The 17,839-nt window shown below is 69.0% G+C and carries 18 protein-coding genes; 10 read left to right on the top strand and 8 right to left on the bottom strand.

Annotated elements, in window-relative coordinates; all coding sequences use genetic code 11:
* The 6 genes from CJZ86_RS14910 to CJZ86_RS14885 form a co-directional block, all read left to right on the top strand.
* Positions 1 to 616: CocE/NonD family hydrolase (locus CJZ86_RS14910; RefSeq protein WP_143594178.1), on the top strand; the 616-nt coding region annotated here is incomplete at its 5' end.
* Between the two features lie 22 nt (positions 617 to 638).
* Positions 639 to 1,409: a DUF3887 domain-containing protein gene (locus CJZ86_RS14905; RefSeq protein ID WP_094587146.1), complete on the top strand. Its 771-nt coding sequence runs from the start codon at positions 639 to 641 to the stop codon at positions 1,407 to 1,409.
* Between the two features lie 51 nt (positions 1,410 to 1,460).
* Entirely contained in the window at positions 1,461 to 3,755 is a 2,295-nt protein-coding gene (gene glgB, locus CJZ86_RS14900) for a 1,4-alpha-glucan branching protein GlgB (protein WP_094587144.1), read from the top strand.
* Between the two features lie 96 nt (positions 3,756 to 3,851).
* Positions 3,852 to 4,910, top strand: coding sequence for a uroporphyrinogen decarboxylase (gene hemE / locus CJZ86_RS14895; RefSeq protein WP_094587142.1), 1,059 nt, complete (start codon positions 3,852 to 3,854; stop codon positions 4,908 to 4,910).
* A complete protein-coding gene (locus tag CJZ86_RS14890) occupies positions 4,907 to 5,917 on the top strand; it encodes an NAD-dependent epimerase/dehydratase family protein (RefSeq protein WP_094587140.1) in 1,011 nt (336 codons plus the stop codon). Before hemE ends, CJZ86_RS14890 begins: the two co-directional genes overlap by 4 nt.
* A 98-nt stretch (positions 5,918 to 6,015) precedes the next feature.
* A complete protein-coding gene (locus CJZ86_RS14885) occupies positions 6,016 to 6,357 on the top strand; it encodes a c-type cytochrome (RefSeq protein WP_015107789.1) in 342 nt (113 codons plus the stop codon).
* A 94-nt stretch (positions 6,358 to 6,451) separates the two neighbouring features.
* Here the strand turns inward: CJZ86_RS14885 and CJZ86_RS14880 are convergent, their stop codons facing one another.
* On the bottom strand, positions 6,452 to 6,658 hold the full coding sequence (locus CJZ86_RS14880; protein ID WP_094587138.1) for a DUF8662 family protein: 207 nt from the start codon (positions 6,656 to 6,658) through the stop codon (positions 6,452 to 6,454).
* 52 nt (positions 6,659 to 6,710) lie between these two features.
* Between CJZ86_RS14880 and CJZ86_RS14875 the strand changes: the two genes are divergently transcribed.
* Together CJZ86_RS14875 and clpB are read left to right on the top strand one after the other, a co-directional pair.
* Complete coding sequence (locus tag CJZ86_RS14875; RefSeq protein WP_094587136.1) at positions 6,711 to 7,076, top strand: hypothetical protein; 366 nt, start codon at positions 6,711 to 6,713, stop codon at positions 7,074 to 7,076.
* 160 nt (positions 7,077 to 7,236) lie between these two features.
* On the top strand, positions 7,237 to 9,867 hold the full coding sequence (gene clpB, locus CJZ86_RS14870) for an ATP-dependent chaperone ClpB (RefSeq protein WP_094587134.1): 2,631 nt from the start codon (positions 7,237 to 7,239) through the stop codon (positions 9,865 to 9,867).
* Between the two features lie 4 nt (positions 9,868 to 9,871).
* On the opposite strand, the gene CJZ86_RS14865 is transcribed toward clpB, so the two are convergent.
* The 5 genes from CJZ86_RS14865 to CJZ86_RS14845 all read right to left on the bottom strand — a co-directional run bounded on the left by CJZ86_RS14865 (position 9,872) and on the right by CJZ86_RS14845 (position 14,508).
* Positions 9,872 to 10,645: a Coq4 family protein gene (locus CJZ86_RS14865; protein WP_094587132.1), complete on the bottom strand. Its 774-nt coding sequence runs from the start codon at positions 10,643 to 10,645 to the stop codon at positions 9,872 to 9,874.
* Between the two features lie 97 nt (positions 10,646 to 10,742).
* On the bottom strand, positions 10,743 to 12,521 hold the full coding sequence (locus tag CJZ86_RS14860) for a hypothetical protein (protein ID WP_143594177.1): 1,779 nt from the start codon (positions 12,519 to 12,521) through the stop codon (positions 10,743 to 10,745).
* A 92-nt stretch (positions 12,522 to 12,613) separates the two neighbouring features.
* Positions 12,614 to 12,913, bottom strand: a complete 300-nt coding sequence (locus CJZ86_RS14855; protein WP_094587128.1) for a 4a-hydroxytetrahydrobiopterin dehydratase — start codon at positions 12,911 to 12,913, stop codon at positions 12,614 to 12,616.
* 19 nt (positions 12,914 to 12,932) lie between these two features.
* Entirely contained in the window at positions 12,933 to 13,385 is a 453-nt protein-coding gene (locus tag CJZ86_RS14850; protein ID WP_094587126.1) for a secondary thiamine-phosphate synthase enzyme YjbQ, read from the bottom strand.
* 19 nt (positions 13,386 to 13,404) lie between these two features.
* On the bottom strand, positions 13,405 to 14,508 hold the full coding sequence (locus tag CJZ86_RS14845; RefSeq protein WP_094587124.1) for a fatty acid desaturase: 1,104 nt from the start codon (positions 14,506 to 14,508) through the stop codon (positions 13,405 to 13,407).
* Between the two features lie 194 nt (positions 14,509 to 14,702).
* Here CJZ86_RS14845 and CJZ86_RS14840 point away from each other — a divergent pair, with 194 nt between their 5' ends.
* Positions 14,703 to 16,244, top strand: coding sequence for a phytoene desaturase family protein (locus CJZ86_RS14840; RefSeq protein WP_198960161.1), 1,542 nt, complete (start codon positions 14,703 to 14,705; stop codon positions 16,242 to 16,244).
* Here CJZ86_RS14840 and CJZ86_RS14835 read toward each other — a convergent pair.
* Positions 16,241 to 16,690, bottom strand: coding sequence for a DUF2721 domain-containing protein (locus CJZ86_RS14835; protein WP_233134044.1), 450 nt, complete (start codon positions 16,688 to 16,690; stop codon positions 16,241 to 16,243). The genes CJZ86_RS14840 and CJZ86_RS14835 overlap by 4 nt on opposite strands.
* Positions 16,691 to 16,769: 79 nt before the next feature.
* Here CJZ86_RS14835 and CJZ86_RS14830 point away from each other — a divergent pair, with 79 nt between their 5' ends.
* Positions 16,770 to 17,186, top strand: coding sequence for an OsmC family protein (locus CJZ86_RS14830; protein WP_094587118.1), 417 nt, complete (start codon positions 16,770 to 16,772; stop codon positions 17,184 to 17,186).
* On the opposite strand, the gene CJZ86_RS14825 is transcribed toward CJZ86_RS14830, so the two are convergent.
* Positions 17,128 to 17,805 (bottom strand): hypothetical protein, encoded by a 678-nt coding sequence (locus CJZ86_RS14825; protein WP_143594176.1) that lies wholly within the window; start codon positions 17,803 to 17,805, stop codon positions 17,128 to 17,130. The two genes, CJZ86_RS14830 and CJZ86_RS14825, sit on opposite strands and share 59 nt — an antisense overlap.
* Between the last annotated feature and the right edge of the window lie 34 nt (positions 17,806 to 17,839).

The following is a 17,839-nucleotide window of genomic DNA, read 5'->3' as shown; positions in this document are numbered from 1 at the left end:
CGGCCTGGCAGCGATCCGCTGCGACGAGGGGGAACTGCGGCCCCTGGCGGCGGCGGGGCCGGCGGCTGGCGGCACGGCCGCGGGCGGAACGGTGGTGATCGTCCACGACCCCTGGCGGCCGGTGCCGGGCCGGGGCGGCCACCTGGGTACCGACCCGGGGCCGGTGGAGCGGGCCGATCTCGACCGGCGCGGCGACGTGGCCTGCTTCAGCACCGCCCCGCTGGAGCGGGCCCTCTGGCTGCTGGGAACCTTCCGCCTGCGGCTGCGGGTGAGCGCCGACCAGCCCAGCTTCGATCTCTGCGCCGCCCTCTCGGAGGTGTCTCCGGACGGGAGCTCCGTGCGCCAGCTGAGCACCGGCCTGGCCCGCTTCGGGCCCACGGCGGCGGCGGGCGACGCGCCCCGCACCCTGGCCCTGCAGCCCCTGGCCACGCTGGTGGCCGCCGGCCAGCGGCTGCGGCTGTCCCTGGCGGCGGCGGCCTGGCCCCAGATCGCCGTCAACCCCGGCGACGGCAGCCTGCCGGCGGGGGGCAGCGGCAGCGGGCACCGGGTGATCAGCCTGACGCTGGAGCTGGAGGGCGCCCACCTGGGCCTGGAGCCCCTGATTCGGGCAAACTGAGCCGACCCGAACCCCGCCGCCCATGCCGCGTCCCCAACCGCGCCGAGCCCTGATCGGCCTGCTGCTGCTGCTGGGCAGCCAGGCCCTGCTGGCACCGCGCGGGGCCTGGGCCCAGGCCGACCCGGCTCCGGCCACCAGCGGCCAGCCCAGCGCGGCCCTGAGCGAGGCCCAGGCACGGGCGGCGGCCGAGCGGATCCTGACCACGATCCGCAACGGGGACGCCCAGGCCCGCTTCAACCAGTTCTCCCCGGCCCTGCAGAGCGTCAGCAGCCCCAGCATGGTGGCCGCCACCATGAAGACCCAGCCGAAGCTGCTGCGCTGGGCCATCCGCAGCATCCAGCCCGGCTTCGACTCGAGCACGGTCGAGGCCACCCTGTTCACCAGCGCCGGTGAGCGCGACCTGCTGATGGTGATCGACGGCCAGGGCCGGATCGACGGCTACCACTTCAACGTCACCGACCAGCCGGCCGAGAAGGTGGTGCGTGACTTCATCACCGCCCTCGCCAGCGGCCACTTCATCTCCGCCAGCAGCTTCCTGTCGCCGCTGATGCAGGAGCAGATTCCCCAGGGCCAGCTGCAGCAGAAATGGCTCAATCTGCAGCGCATCACCGGCAATTTCGTCCGGGTGAAGCGCATCAACCGCGCCGAGAGTACGCCGGAGATGCGTCTGGTGATCGTCAACACCGAGTTCAACCGCCTCACCGACAACCTCTTCGTCACCCTGGATTCCGAGAACCGGATCATCGGCGTGGATTTCCCCACCGATCCCGCTCCTCCGTCGCCGCCGCGCTGAGCCGGCCCTCCCACCGACGTAAGCTCCCGGCGCATGCACGCCTCCTCTTCCATGGCCCTGCCCAGCCTCGAATGGATGGTTGAGGATGCCCGCCGGCTGGCGGAATGCCGCCACGACCATCCCTTCTCGGTGCTCGGGCCCCAGCCCCTCGATGACAGCGGCTGGGTGGTGCGGGTGTGGATGCCGGACGCCCACACGGTGGAACTGCTCCATGGCGGCGAGCGGCTGGCCATGGCCAATCCCCACCACCCCTGGATCTTCGAGGCCCGCGTCGACGCCGATCCCGGCTGCGGCTATCGCGTCCATGTGAGCCGCGGCGGCATCGAGCACGAGCAGCACGATCCCTGGGCGTTCCGCCACGAGTGGATGGGGGAACTGGACCGCCACCTGTTCGCCGAGGGCAATCACCACCACATCTGGCGGCGCATGGGCGCCCATGTGATCGAGCGCGACGGCGTCACCGGGGTGCAGTTCTGTCTTTGGGCCCCCAATGCCCGCAGCGTCGCCCTGCTGGGTGATTTCAACGGCTGGGACGGCCGCCATCACCCCATGCAGCAGCGCCTCGGGGGGATCTGGGAGCTGTTCATCCCCGGCCTGGGCGCCGGCCAGATCTACAAGTACGAGGTGCGGGCCCAGAACGGCCACTGCTATCAGAAGGCCGACCCCTACGGCTTCCGCCACGAGGTCCGGCCGAACACCGGTTCGGTGGTGGCCGAACTGGGCCGCTACCAGTGGAACGACGGCACCTGGATCGAGGAGCGGGATGGCCGCGATCCCCTGCCCCATCCCATCGCGGTGTACGAGATGCACCTGGGCAGCTGGATGCATGCCGCCGCCGACCAGCCCTTCATCGAAGCCGACGGCAGCCCCCGGCCCCCGGTGTCCGCCGCCGATCTGAAGCCGGGCGCCCGGCTGATGACCTATCCGGAACTGGCCGACAAGGTCATCCCCTACGTCAAGGCCCGCGGCTTCACCCACATCGAGCTGATGCCGGTCTCCGAGCATCCGTTCGACGGCTCCTGGGGCTATCAGGTCACCGGCTGGTACGCTCCCACCAGCCGCTTCGGCAGCCCGGACGAGTTCCGGGCCTTCGTCGACCGCTGCCATGCCGAAGGCATCGGCGTGATCCTCGACTGGGTGCCCGGCCACTTCCCCAAGGACGGCCACGGCCTGGCCTTCTTCGATGGCGCCCATCTCTACGAGCATGCCGATCCCCGCATCGGTGAGCACAAGGAGTGGGGCACGCTGATCTTCAACTACAGCCGCAACGAGGTGCGCAACTTCCTCGTCGCCAACCTCATCTACTGGTTCGAGGAATTCCACATCGACGGCATCCGCGTCGATGCCGTGGCCTCGATGCTCTACCGCGACTACCTGCGTCCGGACGGGCAATGGCTGCCCAACGAGCAAGGCGGGCGGGAGAACCTGGAGGCGGTGCGCTTCCTGCAGCAGGCCAACCACGTGCTCTTCCAGCACTTCCCCGGCGCCCTCTCGATCGCCGAGGAATCCACCACCTGGCCGATGGTGACCCAGCCCACCGACATGGGCGGCCTGGGGTTCAACCTCAAGTGGAACATGGGCTGGATGCACGACATGCTCGATTACTTCGAGCTGGATCCCTGGTTCCGCCAGTTCCACCAGAACCACGTCACCTTCTCGATCTGGTACGCCTTCACCGAGAACTTCATGCTGGCCCTGAGCCACGATGAAGTGGTGCACGGCAAGAGCAACCTGCTCCACAAGATGCCGGGCGACGACTGGCAGAAGTTCGCCAACGTGCGTGCCCTGCTCGCCTACATGTGGACCCACCCCGGCAAGAAGACGATCTTCATGGGGATGGAGTTCGGCCAGCGGGCCGAATGGAACGTCTGGGGCGATCTGCAGTGGGAGCTGCTCCAGTACGAGGCCCACAACGGCCTGCTCAACCTGGTGGACGACCTCAACGTCTTCTACAAGTCGGAGCCGGCCCTCTGGGGCGACGACTTCGACCAGTACGGCTTCCAGTGGATCGACTGCAACGACAACCGCCATTCGGTGATCAGCTTCATGCGCCGCGACAGCGGCAGCGGCCGCTGGGTGGTGGTGGTGGCCAACTTCACCCCCCAGAGCCATTCCCACTACCGGGTCGGCGTCCCCCTGGAGGGCTTCTACGCGGAGGTCTTCAACACCGACAGCAGCCGCTACGGCGGCAGCAACCTCGGCAACCTGGGCGGCCGCTTCACCGATGCCTGGGCCATCCACGACTACGAGAACTCGCTGGAGCTCTGCCTGCCGCCCCTGAGCGTGGTGGTGTTCCGTCTCGACGAGTCCCGCAGCCTGCAGCGGCCGGCCCTCGGCGAGGGCTGAGCGCTCCTGTGGCGCCCATGCCACGACTGGTGACAGGAGTGGCCGGAGGCCGGGGGTGCTCGGTTAGGTTTCGCCGTTGACCTTCCGACCGGCCCCATGACCGAATCCGCCCCCCTGCTGCTGCGCGCCGCCCGAGGTGAGCAGGTGGAGCGGCCGCCGGTCTGGATGATGCGCCAGGCGGGCCGCTACATGAAGGTGTACCGCGACCTGCGCGACCGCCATCCCGGCTTCCGCGAGCGCTCCGAGAACCCCGATCTCTCCTACGAGATCTCGATGCAGCCCTTCCACGCCTTCCGTCCCGACGGCGTGATCCTCTTCTCCGACATCCTCACGCCCCTGCCGGGCATGGGCATCGACTTCGACATCATCGAGAGCCGGGGGCCGATCATCGAGCCCGCCATCCGCAGCCAGGCCCAGGTGGATGCGCTGCGCCCCCTCGATCCGGCCGAAGCCTTGCCCTTCGTGGGTGAGGTGCTGGGCCGGCTGCGGGCCGACGTGGGCAACGCCGCAGCGGTGCTTGGCTTCGTCGGCGCGCCCTGGACCTTGGCCGCCTATGCGGTGGAGGGCAAGAGCTCCAAGACCTATTCGGTGATCAAGGCGATGGCCTTCCAGGAGCCCGCCCTGCTGCACCAGCTGCTGGGTCACCTGGCCGATTCGATCGCCACCTACGTGCGCTACCAGATCGACAGCGGAGCCCAGGTGGTGCAGCTGTTCGATTCCTGGGCGGGGCAGCTGAGCCCGATCGACTACGACGTGTTCGCGGCCCCCTACCAGAAGCGGGTGATCGACCAGGTGAAGGCCACCCACCCCGACACCCCCCTGATCCTCTACATCTCCGGCAGCGCCGGCGTACTGGAGCGCATGGCCGCCACCGGGGTGGACTTCATCTCCCTCGACTGGACCGTGGACATGGCCGATGGCTGCGCCCGCCTGCCCCAGCACCTGGGCGTGCAGGGCAACGTGGACCCCGGCCTGCTGTTCGGCACCCCCGAGGCGATCCGCGAGCGGATCCTCGACACGGTGCGCAAGGCCCGCGGCCGTCGCCACATCCTCAACCTGGGCCACGGCATCCTGCCCGGCACCCCTGAGGACAACGCCCGCGTCTTCTTCGAGACCGGCAAGGCCGTCAACGAGCTGCTGGGGGCCGCTGTTTGAGCGCCCCCACCTCCGGGCCCCAGCGGATCCTGATCACCGGCGCCAGCGGCTGCGTCGGCCAGTACATCGCTGAAAACCTGCTGGCCAACAGCGACGCCCACCTGCTGCTGCTGCTGCGGGATCCCGCCAAGCTCAGCGCCGTCCCCGCCGACCACCCGCGCATCACCCTGCTGGTGGGCGACCTGCGGGAGCTGGGTCCCCACGCCGCCGCCATCGCCAGCGCCGACCGGATCATCCACACCGCCACCGCCTGGGGGGATCCCGAGCGGGCCCAGGCGGTGAACGTGGTGGCCGTGAAGGAGCTGCTGCGGCTCACCGACCCGGATCGCCTGCAGCAGGTGATCTACTTCTCCACCGCGAGCATCCTCGACCGCCGGCTGCAGTTGCTCCCCGAAGCGATGGCCTACGGCACCGAGTACATCCAGACCAAGGCCACCTGCCTGCAGGACCTGGAGCGCCACCCCCTGGCGCCGAGGATCGTGGCCGTGTTCCCCACCCTGGTGTTCGGCGGCGCGGTGGCCGGCGCCGATCCCCACCCCACCAGCTACCTCACGGCCGGGCTCAAGGAGGCCTTCGGCTGGCTGTGGCTGGCCCGCTGGCTGCGCACCGACGCCAGCTTCCACTTCATCCACGCCGCCGACATCGCCACCGTCTGCGCCCACCTGGCCACCACCCCCCACGGCCCCAATCCCGAGCCCGACCAGGGTCCGGTGCGTCGTCTGGTGCTGGGCCAGGCGCCGATCACGATCAACGGCGCCGTGGCCTCCCTGTGCCGCTGGCGGCGGGTGTGGGTGCCCCCGATCGGCATCGATCTGCGCGGCTGGCTGATCGAGGGGCTGATCAAGCTGCTGCGCATCGAGGTGAATGCCTGGGACCGTTTCTCGATCCGGCAGCGCCACTTCGTGCACCAGCCGGTGAGCCCGCCCGAGCGCTTCGGCCTGGTGAGCTTGGCCCCGACCCTCGAGGCGGTGCTGGAGACGGCGGGGGTGCCCCACCGGGGCCGCTGAATTGTTGCGAATGTGTCGGAGGCCCCCACCGGGGGGCGGCCATTGCCTAATTTGTGCCCGTTGCAAGTGCCTTCAGGCACCTTCCGTTGCACCCTCCCATGCGTCGTCTTCTTTCCCTTTTCGCTCTCTGCCTGGCGCTGGTGCTGGGTGCGGCCCCGAGCTTCGCCGCCGATGCGGCCCACGGCGGCCAGATCTTCTCCGCCAACTGCGCCGCCTGCCACATGGGCGGCGGCAACGTGGTCAACGCCGAGCGGACCCTCAAGGCCGATGCCCTGGCCTCCTACCTGGCCAACTACGACGCCGGCCACGAGGCCGCCATCGCCTACCAGGTGACCAACGGCAAGAACGCCATGCCCGCCTTCGGCGGCAAGCTCAGCGAGGGTGACATCGCTGACGTGGCGGCCTACGTCGAGGACATGGCCTCCAAGGGCTGGGCCTGATCCCAGGCTGAGCCTGGTCCTGCCGCACCCTCCTTTCCCTTGACGGCCACTCCAGCTGTCCTGAGCCCCGGCACTGCCGGGGCTTTTTCATGGCTCAGCTGAGGGCACGACGGGCGGCCAGCACCGCCAGGTAGAGCTCCTCGGGCACCTCACGGATGTCGTACTCGCTCGGCAGCATCCCGTGGACATGGCGGTGCACCACCCGCCAGCAGTCCCGCTCCGGCTCGGCCGCACCGCCCAGCGAGAGGGACGCTTGGGCCAGGTCGGCCACCAGGGCCTGGTCGTCGGCGGGAGAGGGCATCGGAGACGGGATGGCTGCAGAGGCGAGAATGGGGCGCAGCCGAGCTCCCATCATGGCGATCCCCATTTTTGCCGGGCTGCTGCCGGGCCTGCTGGGGGGCCTGCTGTCGGCAGGGATGCCCCTGGCCGTGATGGCCGCCGCCGCCGCGCCCGCCCTGGCCCAGGGGCAGAGTCCCAACCAACCCCTGGCGATTGAGGCCAGACCCGGGCTGTCGCCTGCCCCCTGCCGGCTGTTGGTGCCCCGAAGCGAAGCGGTGCTCCAGCCGCTGCGGATCCATCCGTCCCAGGTGGCCCAGAAGAACGGCATGGGCTGCCTGTCGGCGGCCGATGCTCTCTACGGCCCGGACGGCTGCCCCAGCCAGCTCTGCGGCCAGCAGCGCGGCCACCAGGTGCCCATGCCCGCGTTCGTGGGCCCCTAGCTCCTGGCCCCCCCGCCGGGCGGTTGGCCACCCCTGTCGGTACGGCCTGCCCACCCCCGGGGAGGAGGGCCGAACGCCGCGGTTCGGTCCTCCCTCTCGGCCGATCACGGCGGCATTCATACGTTGGCTTCAGCCACCGTCCGCAGGGAGAACGTCGACCATGCATCCCACCGCCGAACTGTTCACCGAAAAGGCCTGGGGCGCCGTGGTCGCCTCCCAGCAGCTGGCCCAGCAGCGGCGCCAGCAGCAGATGGACAGCGAGCACCTGTTCGCCGCCCTGCTGGCCCAGCAGGACCTGGCCAGCCGGATCCTGGAGAAGGCCGGTGTGGACCTGGGCGTCCTGAGCCAGAAGCTGGAGGCCTTCATCGCCGCCCAGCCCAGCCTGGCCACCGCGCCAGACAACGTCTACCTGGGCAAGGGGCTCAACGCGGTGCTGGATCGGGCCGACGCCCTCAAGCAGGAATTCCAGGACAGCTACATCGCCGTGGAGCACCTGGTGCTGGCCCTGGCCGGCGATGACCGCTGCGGCCGCCAGCTGCTCTCCCAGTCGGGCGCCGACGAGCGCAAGCTGCGCGAGGCTGTGATGGCCGTGCGGGGCAGCCAACGCGTGACCGACCAGAACCCGGAGGGCACCTATGAATCCCTCGAAAAGTACGGCCGTGATCTCACCGCCGCCGCCCGGGAAGGCAAGCTCGATCCGGTGATCGGCCGCGACGAGGAGATCCGCCGCACCGTGCAGATCCTCTCGCGCCGCACCAAGAACAACCCGGTGCTGATCGGTGAACCCGGCGTCGGCAAGACGGCGATCGTCGAGGGGCTGGCCCAGCGGATCGTCAACGGTGACGTGCCCACGGCCCTGCAGAACCGCCAGCTGATCGCCCTCGACATGGGCGCCCTGATCGCCGGCGCCAAGTACCGCGGCGAGTTCGAGGAACGCCTCAAGGCCGTGCTCAAGGAGGTCACCTCCAGCGAAGGCCAGATCGTCCTGTTCATCGACGAGATCCACACCGTCGTGGGGGCCGGAGCCACCGGCGGGGCCATGGACGCCAGCAACCTGCTGAAACCGATGCTGGCCAGGGGCGAACTGCGCTGCATCGGCGCCACCACCCTCGATGAGCACCGCCAGCACATCGAGAAGGATCCGGCCCTAGAGCGCCGCTTCCAGCAGGTGTTCGTCGACCAGCCCACGGTGGAAGACACGATCTCGATCCTGCGGGGCCTCAAGGAGCGCTACGAGGTGCACCACGGCGTGCGCATCGCCGACAACGCCCTGGTGGCGGCGGCCGTGCTGAGCAGCCGCTACATCGCCGATCGCTTCCTCCCCGACAAGGCCATCGACCTGATGGACGAATCGGCGGCCCGCCTGAAGATGGAGATCACCTCCAAGCCTGAGGAGATCGACGAGCTCGATCGCCGCATCCTGCAGCTGGAGATGGAGAAGCTCTCGCTGGGGCGGGAATCGGACCCCGCCAGCCGCGACCGGCTCGAGAAGCTCGAGAAGGAGCTGGCCGACCTGGGCGAGCAGCAGAGCAGCCTCAACGCCCAGTGGCAGAAGGAGAAGGGCTCGATCGACGAACTCTCCGCCATCAAGGAGGAGATCGAGCAGGTGCAGCTGCAGGTGGAGCAGGCCAAGCGCCAGTACGACCTCAACAAGGCCGCCGAACTGGAGTACGGCACCCTGGCGGAGCTCAACAAGAAGCTGGCCGCCAAGGAAGCCGAGCTGAGCGCCCATGCCGGCGAGAAGAACCTGCTGCGCGAGGAGGTCACCGAGGACGACATCGCCGAGGTGATCGCCAAGTGGACCGGGATTCCGGTCAGCAAGCTGGTGCAGTCCGAGATGGAGAAGCTCCTGCATCTCGAGGACGAACTGCACACCCGGGTGATCGGCCAGGAGCAGGCCGTGACGGCGGTGGCCGACGCCATCCAGCGCTCACGGGCCGGCCTGTCCGACCCCAACCGCCCGATCGCCAGCTTCCTGTTCCTCGGCCCCACCGGCGTGGGCAAGACCGAGCTCTCCAAGGCGCTGGCATCCCAGCTCTTCGACAGCGAGGAGGCGATGGTGCGCATCGACATGAGCGAATACATGGAGAAGCACGCCGTGTCCCGGCTGATCGGAGCCCCTCCGGGCTACGTGGGTTACGAGGAGGGCGGCCAGCTCACCGAAGCGGTGCGGCGGCGTCCCTACGCCGTGATCCTCTTCGACGAGGTGGAGAAGGCCCACCCCGATGTGTTCAACGTGATGCTGCAGATCCTCGATGACGGTCGCGTCACCGATGGTCAGGGCCGCACGGTGGATTTCACCAACACGGTGCTGATTCTCACCAGCAACATCGGCAGCGCCTCGATCCTCGATCTGGCCGGCGATCCGGCCCGCCACGGCGAGATGGAGAAGCGGGTGAACGAGGCCCTGCGGGGCCACTTCCGACCCGAGTTCCTCAACCGGCTGGATGAATCGATCATCTTCCACAGCCTCAAGGCCGAGGAACTGCGCCAGATCGTGGAACTGCAGGTGCAGCGCCTGGCCCGGCGGCTCGAGGACAGGAAACTGGGCCTGGAGCTCGACGCGGCCGCCCTCGACTGGCTGGCCGCCGTGGGCTACGACCCGGTGTACGGCGCCAGGCCCCTCAAGCGGGCCATCCAGCGCGAACTGGAGACGCCGATCGCCAAGGCGATCCTGGCCGGCACCTACCTGAGCGGCTCCACCATCGTGGTGGAGGTGGAAGCTGGGTCGGAACCGCCGCGGCTGCACTTCAGGGCGGCCGAGCCCTCCCGGCTGCCCGCCCTCGTCTGAGGGATCAGTCGGCCAGCGCCGCCACCAGGGAGGGGTTGGCGTACCAGCTGAAGGTCCCCTCCTTCACCGCCGTGACGCCCAGCTCGGCCCGCAGCTCCTCCAGGTCCTGGCCCATCCGCTCCTCCCAGATCACCGGGAACAGCGGCTGGGCCTCGGCGCCGATGTGCAGACCTTTGCTGATCATGCCGAAGGCGTAGCTGGCGGTGCGGGCCTGCTCGGCAGGGGTGTCCAGTTCGTCGATGGGCGTGTCGTTGCGGAACCAGTTGAGCAGCAGGGCCATCAGATCGGTGAAGGCCAGGCCGGGATGGGAGAACTGGGCCACGCTCATGCTGATCACACCGAGTTCGCCGAAATTGTCGAGGCTGAAGCCGCTCACAATGTGATGGATGTCGTGGGTGGCGTAGACGCGGTAGTTGATGTAATCGGCGTCCGTTTCGAGGTTGGCGTAGAAGTCGGGTTTGGGGAAGAAGTTGATGTCGTACCCCATCGTTTCCAGCACCGTCGCGTAGGTGTGCCCCAGGGTCCCCTTCGGCAGCGCCCGCAGGGCGGCCGCGTCATAGGGACCGCTGAGCCGCCGCTGCTCGATCAGGGCCTTGGCGGCCGGGTCCCGCCCCAGCAACGCCCGGCAGACCTGCATCGGGCGGGACTGGCGCAGTCGATGGGAGAGCAGGAAGACGTTGTTGGCGGAAGCACCGGCTCCGACGGCCAGATCGGCGAGTTCGAGGAACGCCTGGATGTTCTCCTTGGTGGCGATCCGATCGAGGTAGCGAAATCCCATGGGGCGCAGCAGGGCGGGGGGAGCACCCAGGGAAGCTAGACACGCCGCCGGGGCCGGCCCGCAACGGCCCCAGGAAGACGCGGTGGAACGGGGCCCCTCAGGAACTCAGCCGAATCCGCCGGCGGATCCGGCGGGCGACGGCAAAGGCGCTTCCCACACCGAGAACGGGAAGGGGGCCCGGAACCGGCGAGACCGGTCCCTGGGGCTCACCAGCGACGTAGACCCCCGCCCAGCTGAGGCTGTCCTCCTCGGTTTCGCCCTCCAGCGCCATGCTGGCCGCGAACGCGATCCGGCCGTTGCGGAAACCGTCCCGCTCGATTCCCACGGCCACGATCGGGATGCCGGCGGCCTCCGGATCGATGAGCCCGCCATCCATCCCGGTCTCAACGATGGTGCGGATGTCAGGGGTTCCATCGGTCTCCGCGGCATAGAGACCGGACATCACCTCCTTGAAGACATCGTCCATGCCATCCACCGTTCCGAGGTCGACACCCTTGAAGGCCAGGCTGTCCTCATCAAGGGCCAGAAATGAGGAGGACCGCCAGCGGGCCAGCTCCTGATCCCCTTCCTCATCGCCCCCTTCCCCGACGCCGGGCGGGCGGCCGGAGAAGTTCCAGGACAGGAAGGACGAGAACTGCTCACCGGTGCTGGCGATCAGCCTGGTGAGCTTGGAGGCGATATCGGTGACAAAGATGCCCTGATGGAGTGGAATCTCAAACTGGAAGTTCCCGTTGCCCACCCCACCGATTTCGGGTTTCGCGGATTGCTCCTGGCAGTATTGAAGCCTCGCCTCATTCCCGGAGCCCGCACAGGAGACCTGCTGGGTGATGGTCTCGGAGCCCCAGGCGCCCCAGTAGGCCACGGAACGGCCATTGAAGGAGAGGACTTCGCCGATGTTGGTGAGCCCACCGGTATCCGTCAGATTGGTGAGGCCGCCGATGCTGGCCAGGGACGTCAGAGACGTCGGATTCCCCAGCAGCGACGATAGGTAGATCCCCCCAGCCGAGGGTGCCTCTTCGTTGTCCACGCCGAGGAACACCGCCTTGTTCAGCGCCGCGCTCGGTGGCGCGGTGGATCCGAAATTGCGGTTCTGGACATCACCGGGAATCGGGGTGTTGCTGTCGGCAATGAGACGGACAGGGGCCACACCGCCCTCGGCGACCAGATCGCGGAAGTACACCCCGGTTCTGCCCACGCCCTGGGCATCGGTCCAGTTGCCCTTGAAGACGACCGTGTTGTCGGTCACCGAGGGGGCACCGGGAAACTGATCGAACTTCAGGCCCGTCGGACCGGTGGATGACGGCACGCTGAAGTAGTTGAACGTGGCCAGTGCGCCGAGTTGACTGGCTCCGGTGATCAGGCTGCCCTGTGGGTTGCTGTAGATCCCCGAGGTCCCCAGCGAGCCATCGGGCGACTGCCAGACAGGGCTGGACTGACCACGGAAGGCGACGGTGGTCGAAGCGTTCAGATCGATGCGCGGGAATGAGGGGAACTCGGTGAAGGTCGCAGCCGTGTTGTTCGGAGCAGGCACAAGACCTCCCCGCGACGCGATCGCAAAGATCGGACGGGGCGAGGCGCTATCGAGGAGATCACGGGTGAAGATGCCCGTGGGCGGCTGGCCACCACTGCCACCCCGGCCCCTGGCCCTGAACACCACAAGCCCGGAGCCATTGATGGACGGTGGATTGTAGGCATTGAAGAGTCTGGAGGTGCCCGGAATCAGGTCGGCATTGTTGACCACCGTCTCGAACCGGAACGGGGCTGCCTCGGCGGATGAAGCCGCCGAGAAGATCACCAGGGTGCCGCCGAGAAGACAGGCCCTGCGCGATCGCCCTGCCCCGAGGCGGATGGACGGGGATGCAAGGAAACGCCGCATGGGAAAGCCAGGCCAACACTCACCGGATCTTCACAGAGACGGCTGCGTGTTTACTCAGCTGCTGCAGATGCGCCGCAGAAGTGGATGACGACTCAACAATTCGACGTCTTCAGCAACGCATCAATCCTGCGGGCCAGTTCCACATCCAGGTTCGACAGACCACCGGTGTCATGGGTGGTGAGGTTGATCGTCACCCGGTTCCAGACGTTGCACCATTCCGGGTGGTGGCCCATCGCTTCAGCGGCCAGGGCCACCCGGGCCATGAAGCCGAAGGCGGCGGAAAAATCGGCGAAGCGCAGTTCGCGGTGCAGCTTGCCCTCCCGCAGCGTCCATTGCGGCAGATCGGCGGGCAGCGCGGCGATCTGGGCGGGGGTCAGGGGTTGGGCGGCCATGGGGGAAGAAAGCAGGAGGTCATTCGCCCACCAGATGCAGGCTGAGGCGGCGGCGATGGGGTCGGGCCCGGTGTTCCCACAGGTACACCGCCTGCCAGGTGCCGAGCAGCAGGCGTCCCGACTGGAAGGGGAGCACCAGGCTCGTGCAGGTCAGGGCGGTGCGGATGTGGGCGGGCATGTCGTCGGGCCCTTCGTCATCGTGCACCCAGGGGCGCCGCTCCCCCTGGCCGCTCAGGGGCCGCACCCCTTCCGGGGGCACCAGGGCCCGCAGAAAGGCGGCGAGATCCACCAGCACCCTGGGGTCGGCGTTCTCGTTGATCGTCAGGCTGCAGGAGGTGTGCAGGCTGGCGATGGTGGCGGTGCCGAGCACCAGGCCGCTGGCGGCGATCAACCGGTTGAGGGCCCCGGTGATGTCATCGAATCCCTCCCCATGGGTGGACACCTCCAACTGGCTCAGGCTCTGGCGCAGCATTGGGTCCTCCTGGCGCCGTTCAGCTGGCGACGGGGACCGGAGCGGCGGAACGCAGCGCCTCGATCGTTGTCAGGCGGCAGGCCTGGGGGTCCCAGAGGATGTAGCTGAAGCACCCCGGGATGTCGGCCAGCGACAGCCGCCGCACCCCCGCCAGCAGGTGGGCATTGCGCTCGTGGCAGGCCCGCAGCCGGTAGTTGGGGATCTTGGACGACAGGTGATGGATGGCGTGGCAGCCGATGTCAGCCGAGAACCAGTTGAACAGCGGCGGCAGCTCCAGATCGCTGGTGCCTTCCAGCACCCCGGTCATCTCGCTCCAGCCATCCGTGGCGTGGGCGTAGGAGCCGGGGAAGTTGTGCTGGACGAAGAAGATGCAGATGAAGATCGCCGCCGCGCAGGCCATCACCGGGGCGTAGATCGACCAGAACACGCCGGCTCCGAGCCAGTGGGCCATCAACCACCAGGAGCCGATCACGGCGATGTTGTTGGCCAGCAGATGGCGGAATTCCCCCTGGGTGTACCAGTGCCTGGAGCGGTAGCTGGCCAGGATCTGGCCCAGGCCCATCGGCTGCGGGCTGCGCAGGCAGGCCAGAAGATGGGGGAAGAAGCCCGCCAGCCCCAGGATCAGGGCCACCCTGGGCTTGATCACCAGGTAGAAGAAGCCTCCGGGGAACAGCATCGCCGGATGGCGCAGCACGCCGTAGAACCGCTGCTGGCCGGGGCTGAGGGCGGCAAAGGCCCCCGTGGTGACCAGGGCCGACGGTCCCTGGTACTTCTCCCAGTCGCCGTTGTGGCGGTGGTGGTAGGCGTGGCCGCGGGACCAGGGGTACTGGGGAATGGCACTGATCACGCCGAGCAGGAAGCCGAACACCTGGTTGGCCCGCCGGCTGCGGAACAGGGAGTCGTGGCCGCAGTCGTGCATCAGTGAGAAGCAGCGGGCCAGCAGCAGCACCATGACGACCATGGTGGGGAGCAGCAGCAGGGGAGCGTGCTGGAGGCTCCAGTCGGCGACCCACCACAGGGCCGCATAGGGGATCACGGTGTTGGCGATCTGCCAGGAGCCCCGCAGATTCGAGCTGTCCATGAAGGACTTGAGTTCGAAATCGCCCCGCTTGGGCTGACGCATCGATGGCCTGGAGCCAGCGTCCGCATCAGGGGGAACGGGCGGCGTGCTATCGGACAGGGTGGCGGAAGGGAAGCCCTGCGACAATGCAAAACCTTTGCTATATCGAACGATCCTAGTCAGCAAGGGGGCAGTCCGTTTGCCTTCCGTGCGAAGGGAATCTGAATAGAATCTGCAGCGGATCTGCTGCGCCCAAGGTGAGCGACCTGATCGTGGTGGGCAGTGGCCTGGGCGGCCTGTGCGCCGGCGCCATCGCCGCCCGCCACGGGCTGGAAGTGCTGGTGCTTGAGGCCCACACCACCCCCGGCGGCGCGGCCCACGGATTCCGGCGCGGTCCCTTTCACTTCGAGTCCGGCCCTTCGCTCTGGAGCGGCCTGGGCCGGTGGCCCAGCACCAACCCCCTGGCCCAGGTGCTGCGGGCCGTGGGGGAAACCCTGCCCGTGGCCACCTACCACGACTGGGGGCTGCTGCTGCCCGAGGGGTCCCTGCGGGTGGGGGTGGGCCAGGCCCCCTTCCTGGCTTTGGTGAGGGATCTGCGTGGCCCGGCGGTGGCAGCCGAATGGGACCGCTTCCTGACGGCCCTGAGGCCCAGCTGCGAGGTGGCCCGCTCCCTGCCGCTGCTGGCCCTGCGGCCCGGGGCGGGTCTGGCCACCACCCTCGGCGGCGGCAACGCCCTGCGCCTGCTGGGCCAGGCCGGCCGGCTGGCGGCCCTGGGGGGGGCCTTCGGGCCGATCGCCCGCCGGCACCTGAGCGATCCGTTCCTGCTCCACTGGGTCGACCTGCTCTGCTTCCTGATCTCCGGGTTGCCCATGGACCAGACCAGTGCCGCCGCCATGGCGACCCTGTTCGGCGAATGGTTCGAGCCCGACGCCTGCCTCGACTACCCCATCGGCGGCAGCGCGGCCGTGGCGGCGGCGCTGGTGCGCGGCATGGAGCGTCACGGCGGCCGGCTGCGCACGGGCGCGGCGGTGGCAGAGATCCTGGTGGAGCAGGGCCGGGCGGTGGGCGTCCGCCTCGCCAACGGAGAGCGCCTCGAGGCCGGCCGCGGGGTGATCGCCAACACCAGCCCCTGGGACCTGCTTGCCCTGCTGCCCGACGGGGCGGTGCCGTCCCGCTGGCGGCACCGGCAGGCGGCCACCCCGGCCTGCGCCGGCTTCCTGCACTGGCACCTGGCCCTGCGGGGGGACGACCTCGATCACCTGCCCATCCACCACGTCTGGGTGGGCGACTGGAAGCGGGGCATCGGCGCCGAACGCAACATGGTGGTGCTCTCGATGCCCTCCCGGCTCGATCCGTCCTGCGCGCCGCCGGGCCACCAGGTGCTGCACGGCTACACCCCGGCCAACGAACCCTGGGAGCTGTGGCAGGGGCTGGAGCGGGGCAGCGCCGCCTACGACGCCCTCAAGCGGGAACGCTGCGCCGTCTTCGGCGAGGCGCTCGACCGGGTGCTGCCCGACTGGCGGGAGCGGGTGGTGCTGGAACTGCAGGGCACCCCCCTCACCCACCGCCACTACCTGCGGATGCACCAGGGCAGCTACGGCCCGGCCTGGCCCGCCAACGCCGGTCCCTTCCCCGGCGGGTCCACCCCGGTCGAGGGGCTGGTGCTCTGCGGGGCCGGCGTGTTCCCGGGCATCGGCGTGCCGCCGGTGGCGGTGAGCGGCGCCATGGCCGCCCACCGCTTCGTGGAGGCGCGCCAGCAGAGGCGGCTGCTGGAGGAGATCGGCCTGACGGCGCCCTAGAAACGTCGCAGGGCCAGGCTGCCCAGCTGCACCTCACGCAGCAGCAGCACCACCGCCGTCATCAGCGAGCCCATCGCCAGCACGAACAGCAGGGCGACCAGGGGCGTCACGTCCATCGTGGCCAGGGTGCTCACGAACAGCACCACCACCACGGTGGCCACCAGCAGGAAGCTGGTGGTGGCGCAGGCGAAGGCCCTCGAGGCCATGAACATCCGCCGGCGGTGCAGCATCAGCTCCTCCTGCAGCTCCCGCTCCTGGGCCACCGTGGCAGCACCGGTCCGCTCCTTGAGCAGCCGGGCCCGATCGACGATGCGGGCCAGGCGGGTGGTGATCACCCCGAGCAGACCGCTGATGCCGGCCAGCAGAAACACCGGCGTCACCGCCAGGCGGATCGTCTCGGGGAGGGCCCCAGCCGGATGGGGGGCCACCAGCAGGATCAGGGCCAAGGCTGCGGACATCGCGGCAGCGAATCTAGGGCGGCGGCCCCTGCCAGCCTGGAGGGACGTTCGCCGCCCAGCGCCCGCCATGACCACGATGACCTGCCGCTACGAGGGAGCCCTGCGCTGCGCGGCGGACCACGCCCCGTCGGGGTCGCGGCTGATCACCGATGCCCCCGTGGACAACCAGGGCAAGGGGGAGGCGTTCTCGCCCACCGACCTGGTGGCGACGGCCCTGGCCACCTGCCTGCTGACGGTGATGGGCATCGTGGCCGAACGGGAGGGAATCCCCCTGGAGGGCGCCCGGGTGCGGGTGGAGAAGGGCATGAGCCAGAGCGGCGAGCGCCGCATCGCCCTGCTGGAGGCCTGGATCGATCTGCCGGCCGGCCTCGATGACGGCCAGCGGGACCTGCTGATCCGCGCCGGCGAGCGCTGCCCTGTGAAGGTCAGCCTGGAGGGTTGCGTGCCGATGCGGCTGCACTGGAACCCGGCGACGGCGGGCTGAGGGTGACCCCCACCTCCAGCTGCTCGAGCGGAGCCGCAGGGTCCTCCGGCACCAGCAGCACCATCGTGCTGGCCGCAGGGCGGGTGCCGGGCTGCTCCTGGAGGATCTCCAGGGCCACCATGGTCTTGCGCCACTGCAGGATCTTGCCCTCCAGCAGGGCCACGAAGTCGTCGGAGTTCCAGCGGGCCGCCTCGCCACGGCAGGGGTAGCGCTCCAGCACATCGAGGATCTCCATCTCCCGCAGCGGCGGAGCCTCGGCCGGATCCCAGACCAGCAGATAGTTGCCGTCGAGGGCATTGGCCTCCAGCAGGCTGGCCTCGCTGGCCAGCAGGGTGTCGAGGGCCATCTCGTCGTCGTCCCGCTCAATGGCGGTGAGCAGGGCCTCGAGCACCAGCTGGGTGTCGTCGTCGAGCCGATCGCAGTGGACCGTGAGCAGGCCCGTGACCGCCAGTTCGATCTCCTCGAGCGGCAGCACCATGGTCAGGGCCCGCAGGATGGCGCTGAGGACATCGCCGGAGTCGCCGCCGGGTGGCTGGCCCTGCAGGGCGAGGTCGGGGTCGGTCATGAACCTTTCGATGGCCGCGAGCACCAGGGCCTGCTCCGGAGAAGGGGGATGCATCGATCCGACACCGGGAAGGTCCGCCTCCACCATG

The organism is Synechococcus sp. BO 8801 (genome assembly GCF_002252675.1).
Lineage (GTDB): Bacteria > Cyanobacteriota > Cyanobacteriia > PCC-6307 > Cyanobiaceae > Cyanobium.
This window is presented reverse-complemented; position numbering and strand designations above follow the sequence as displayed.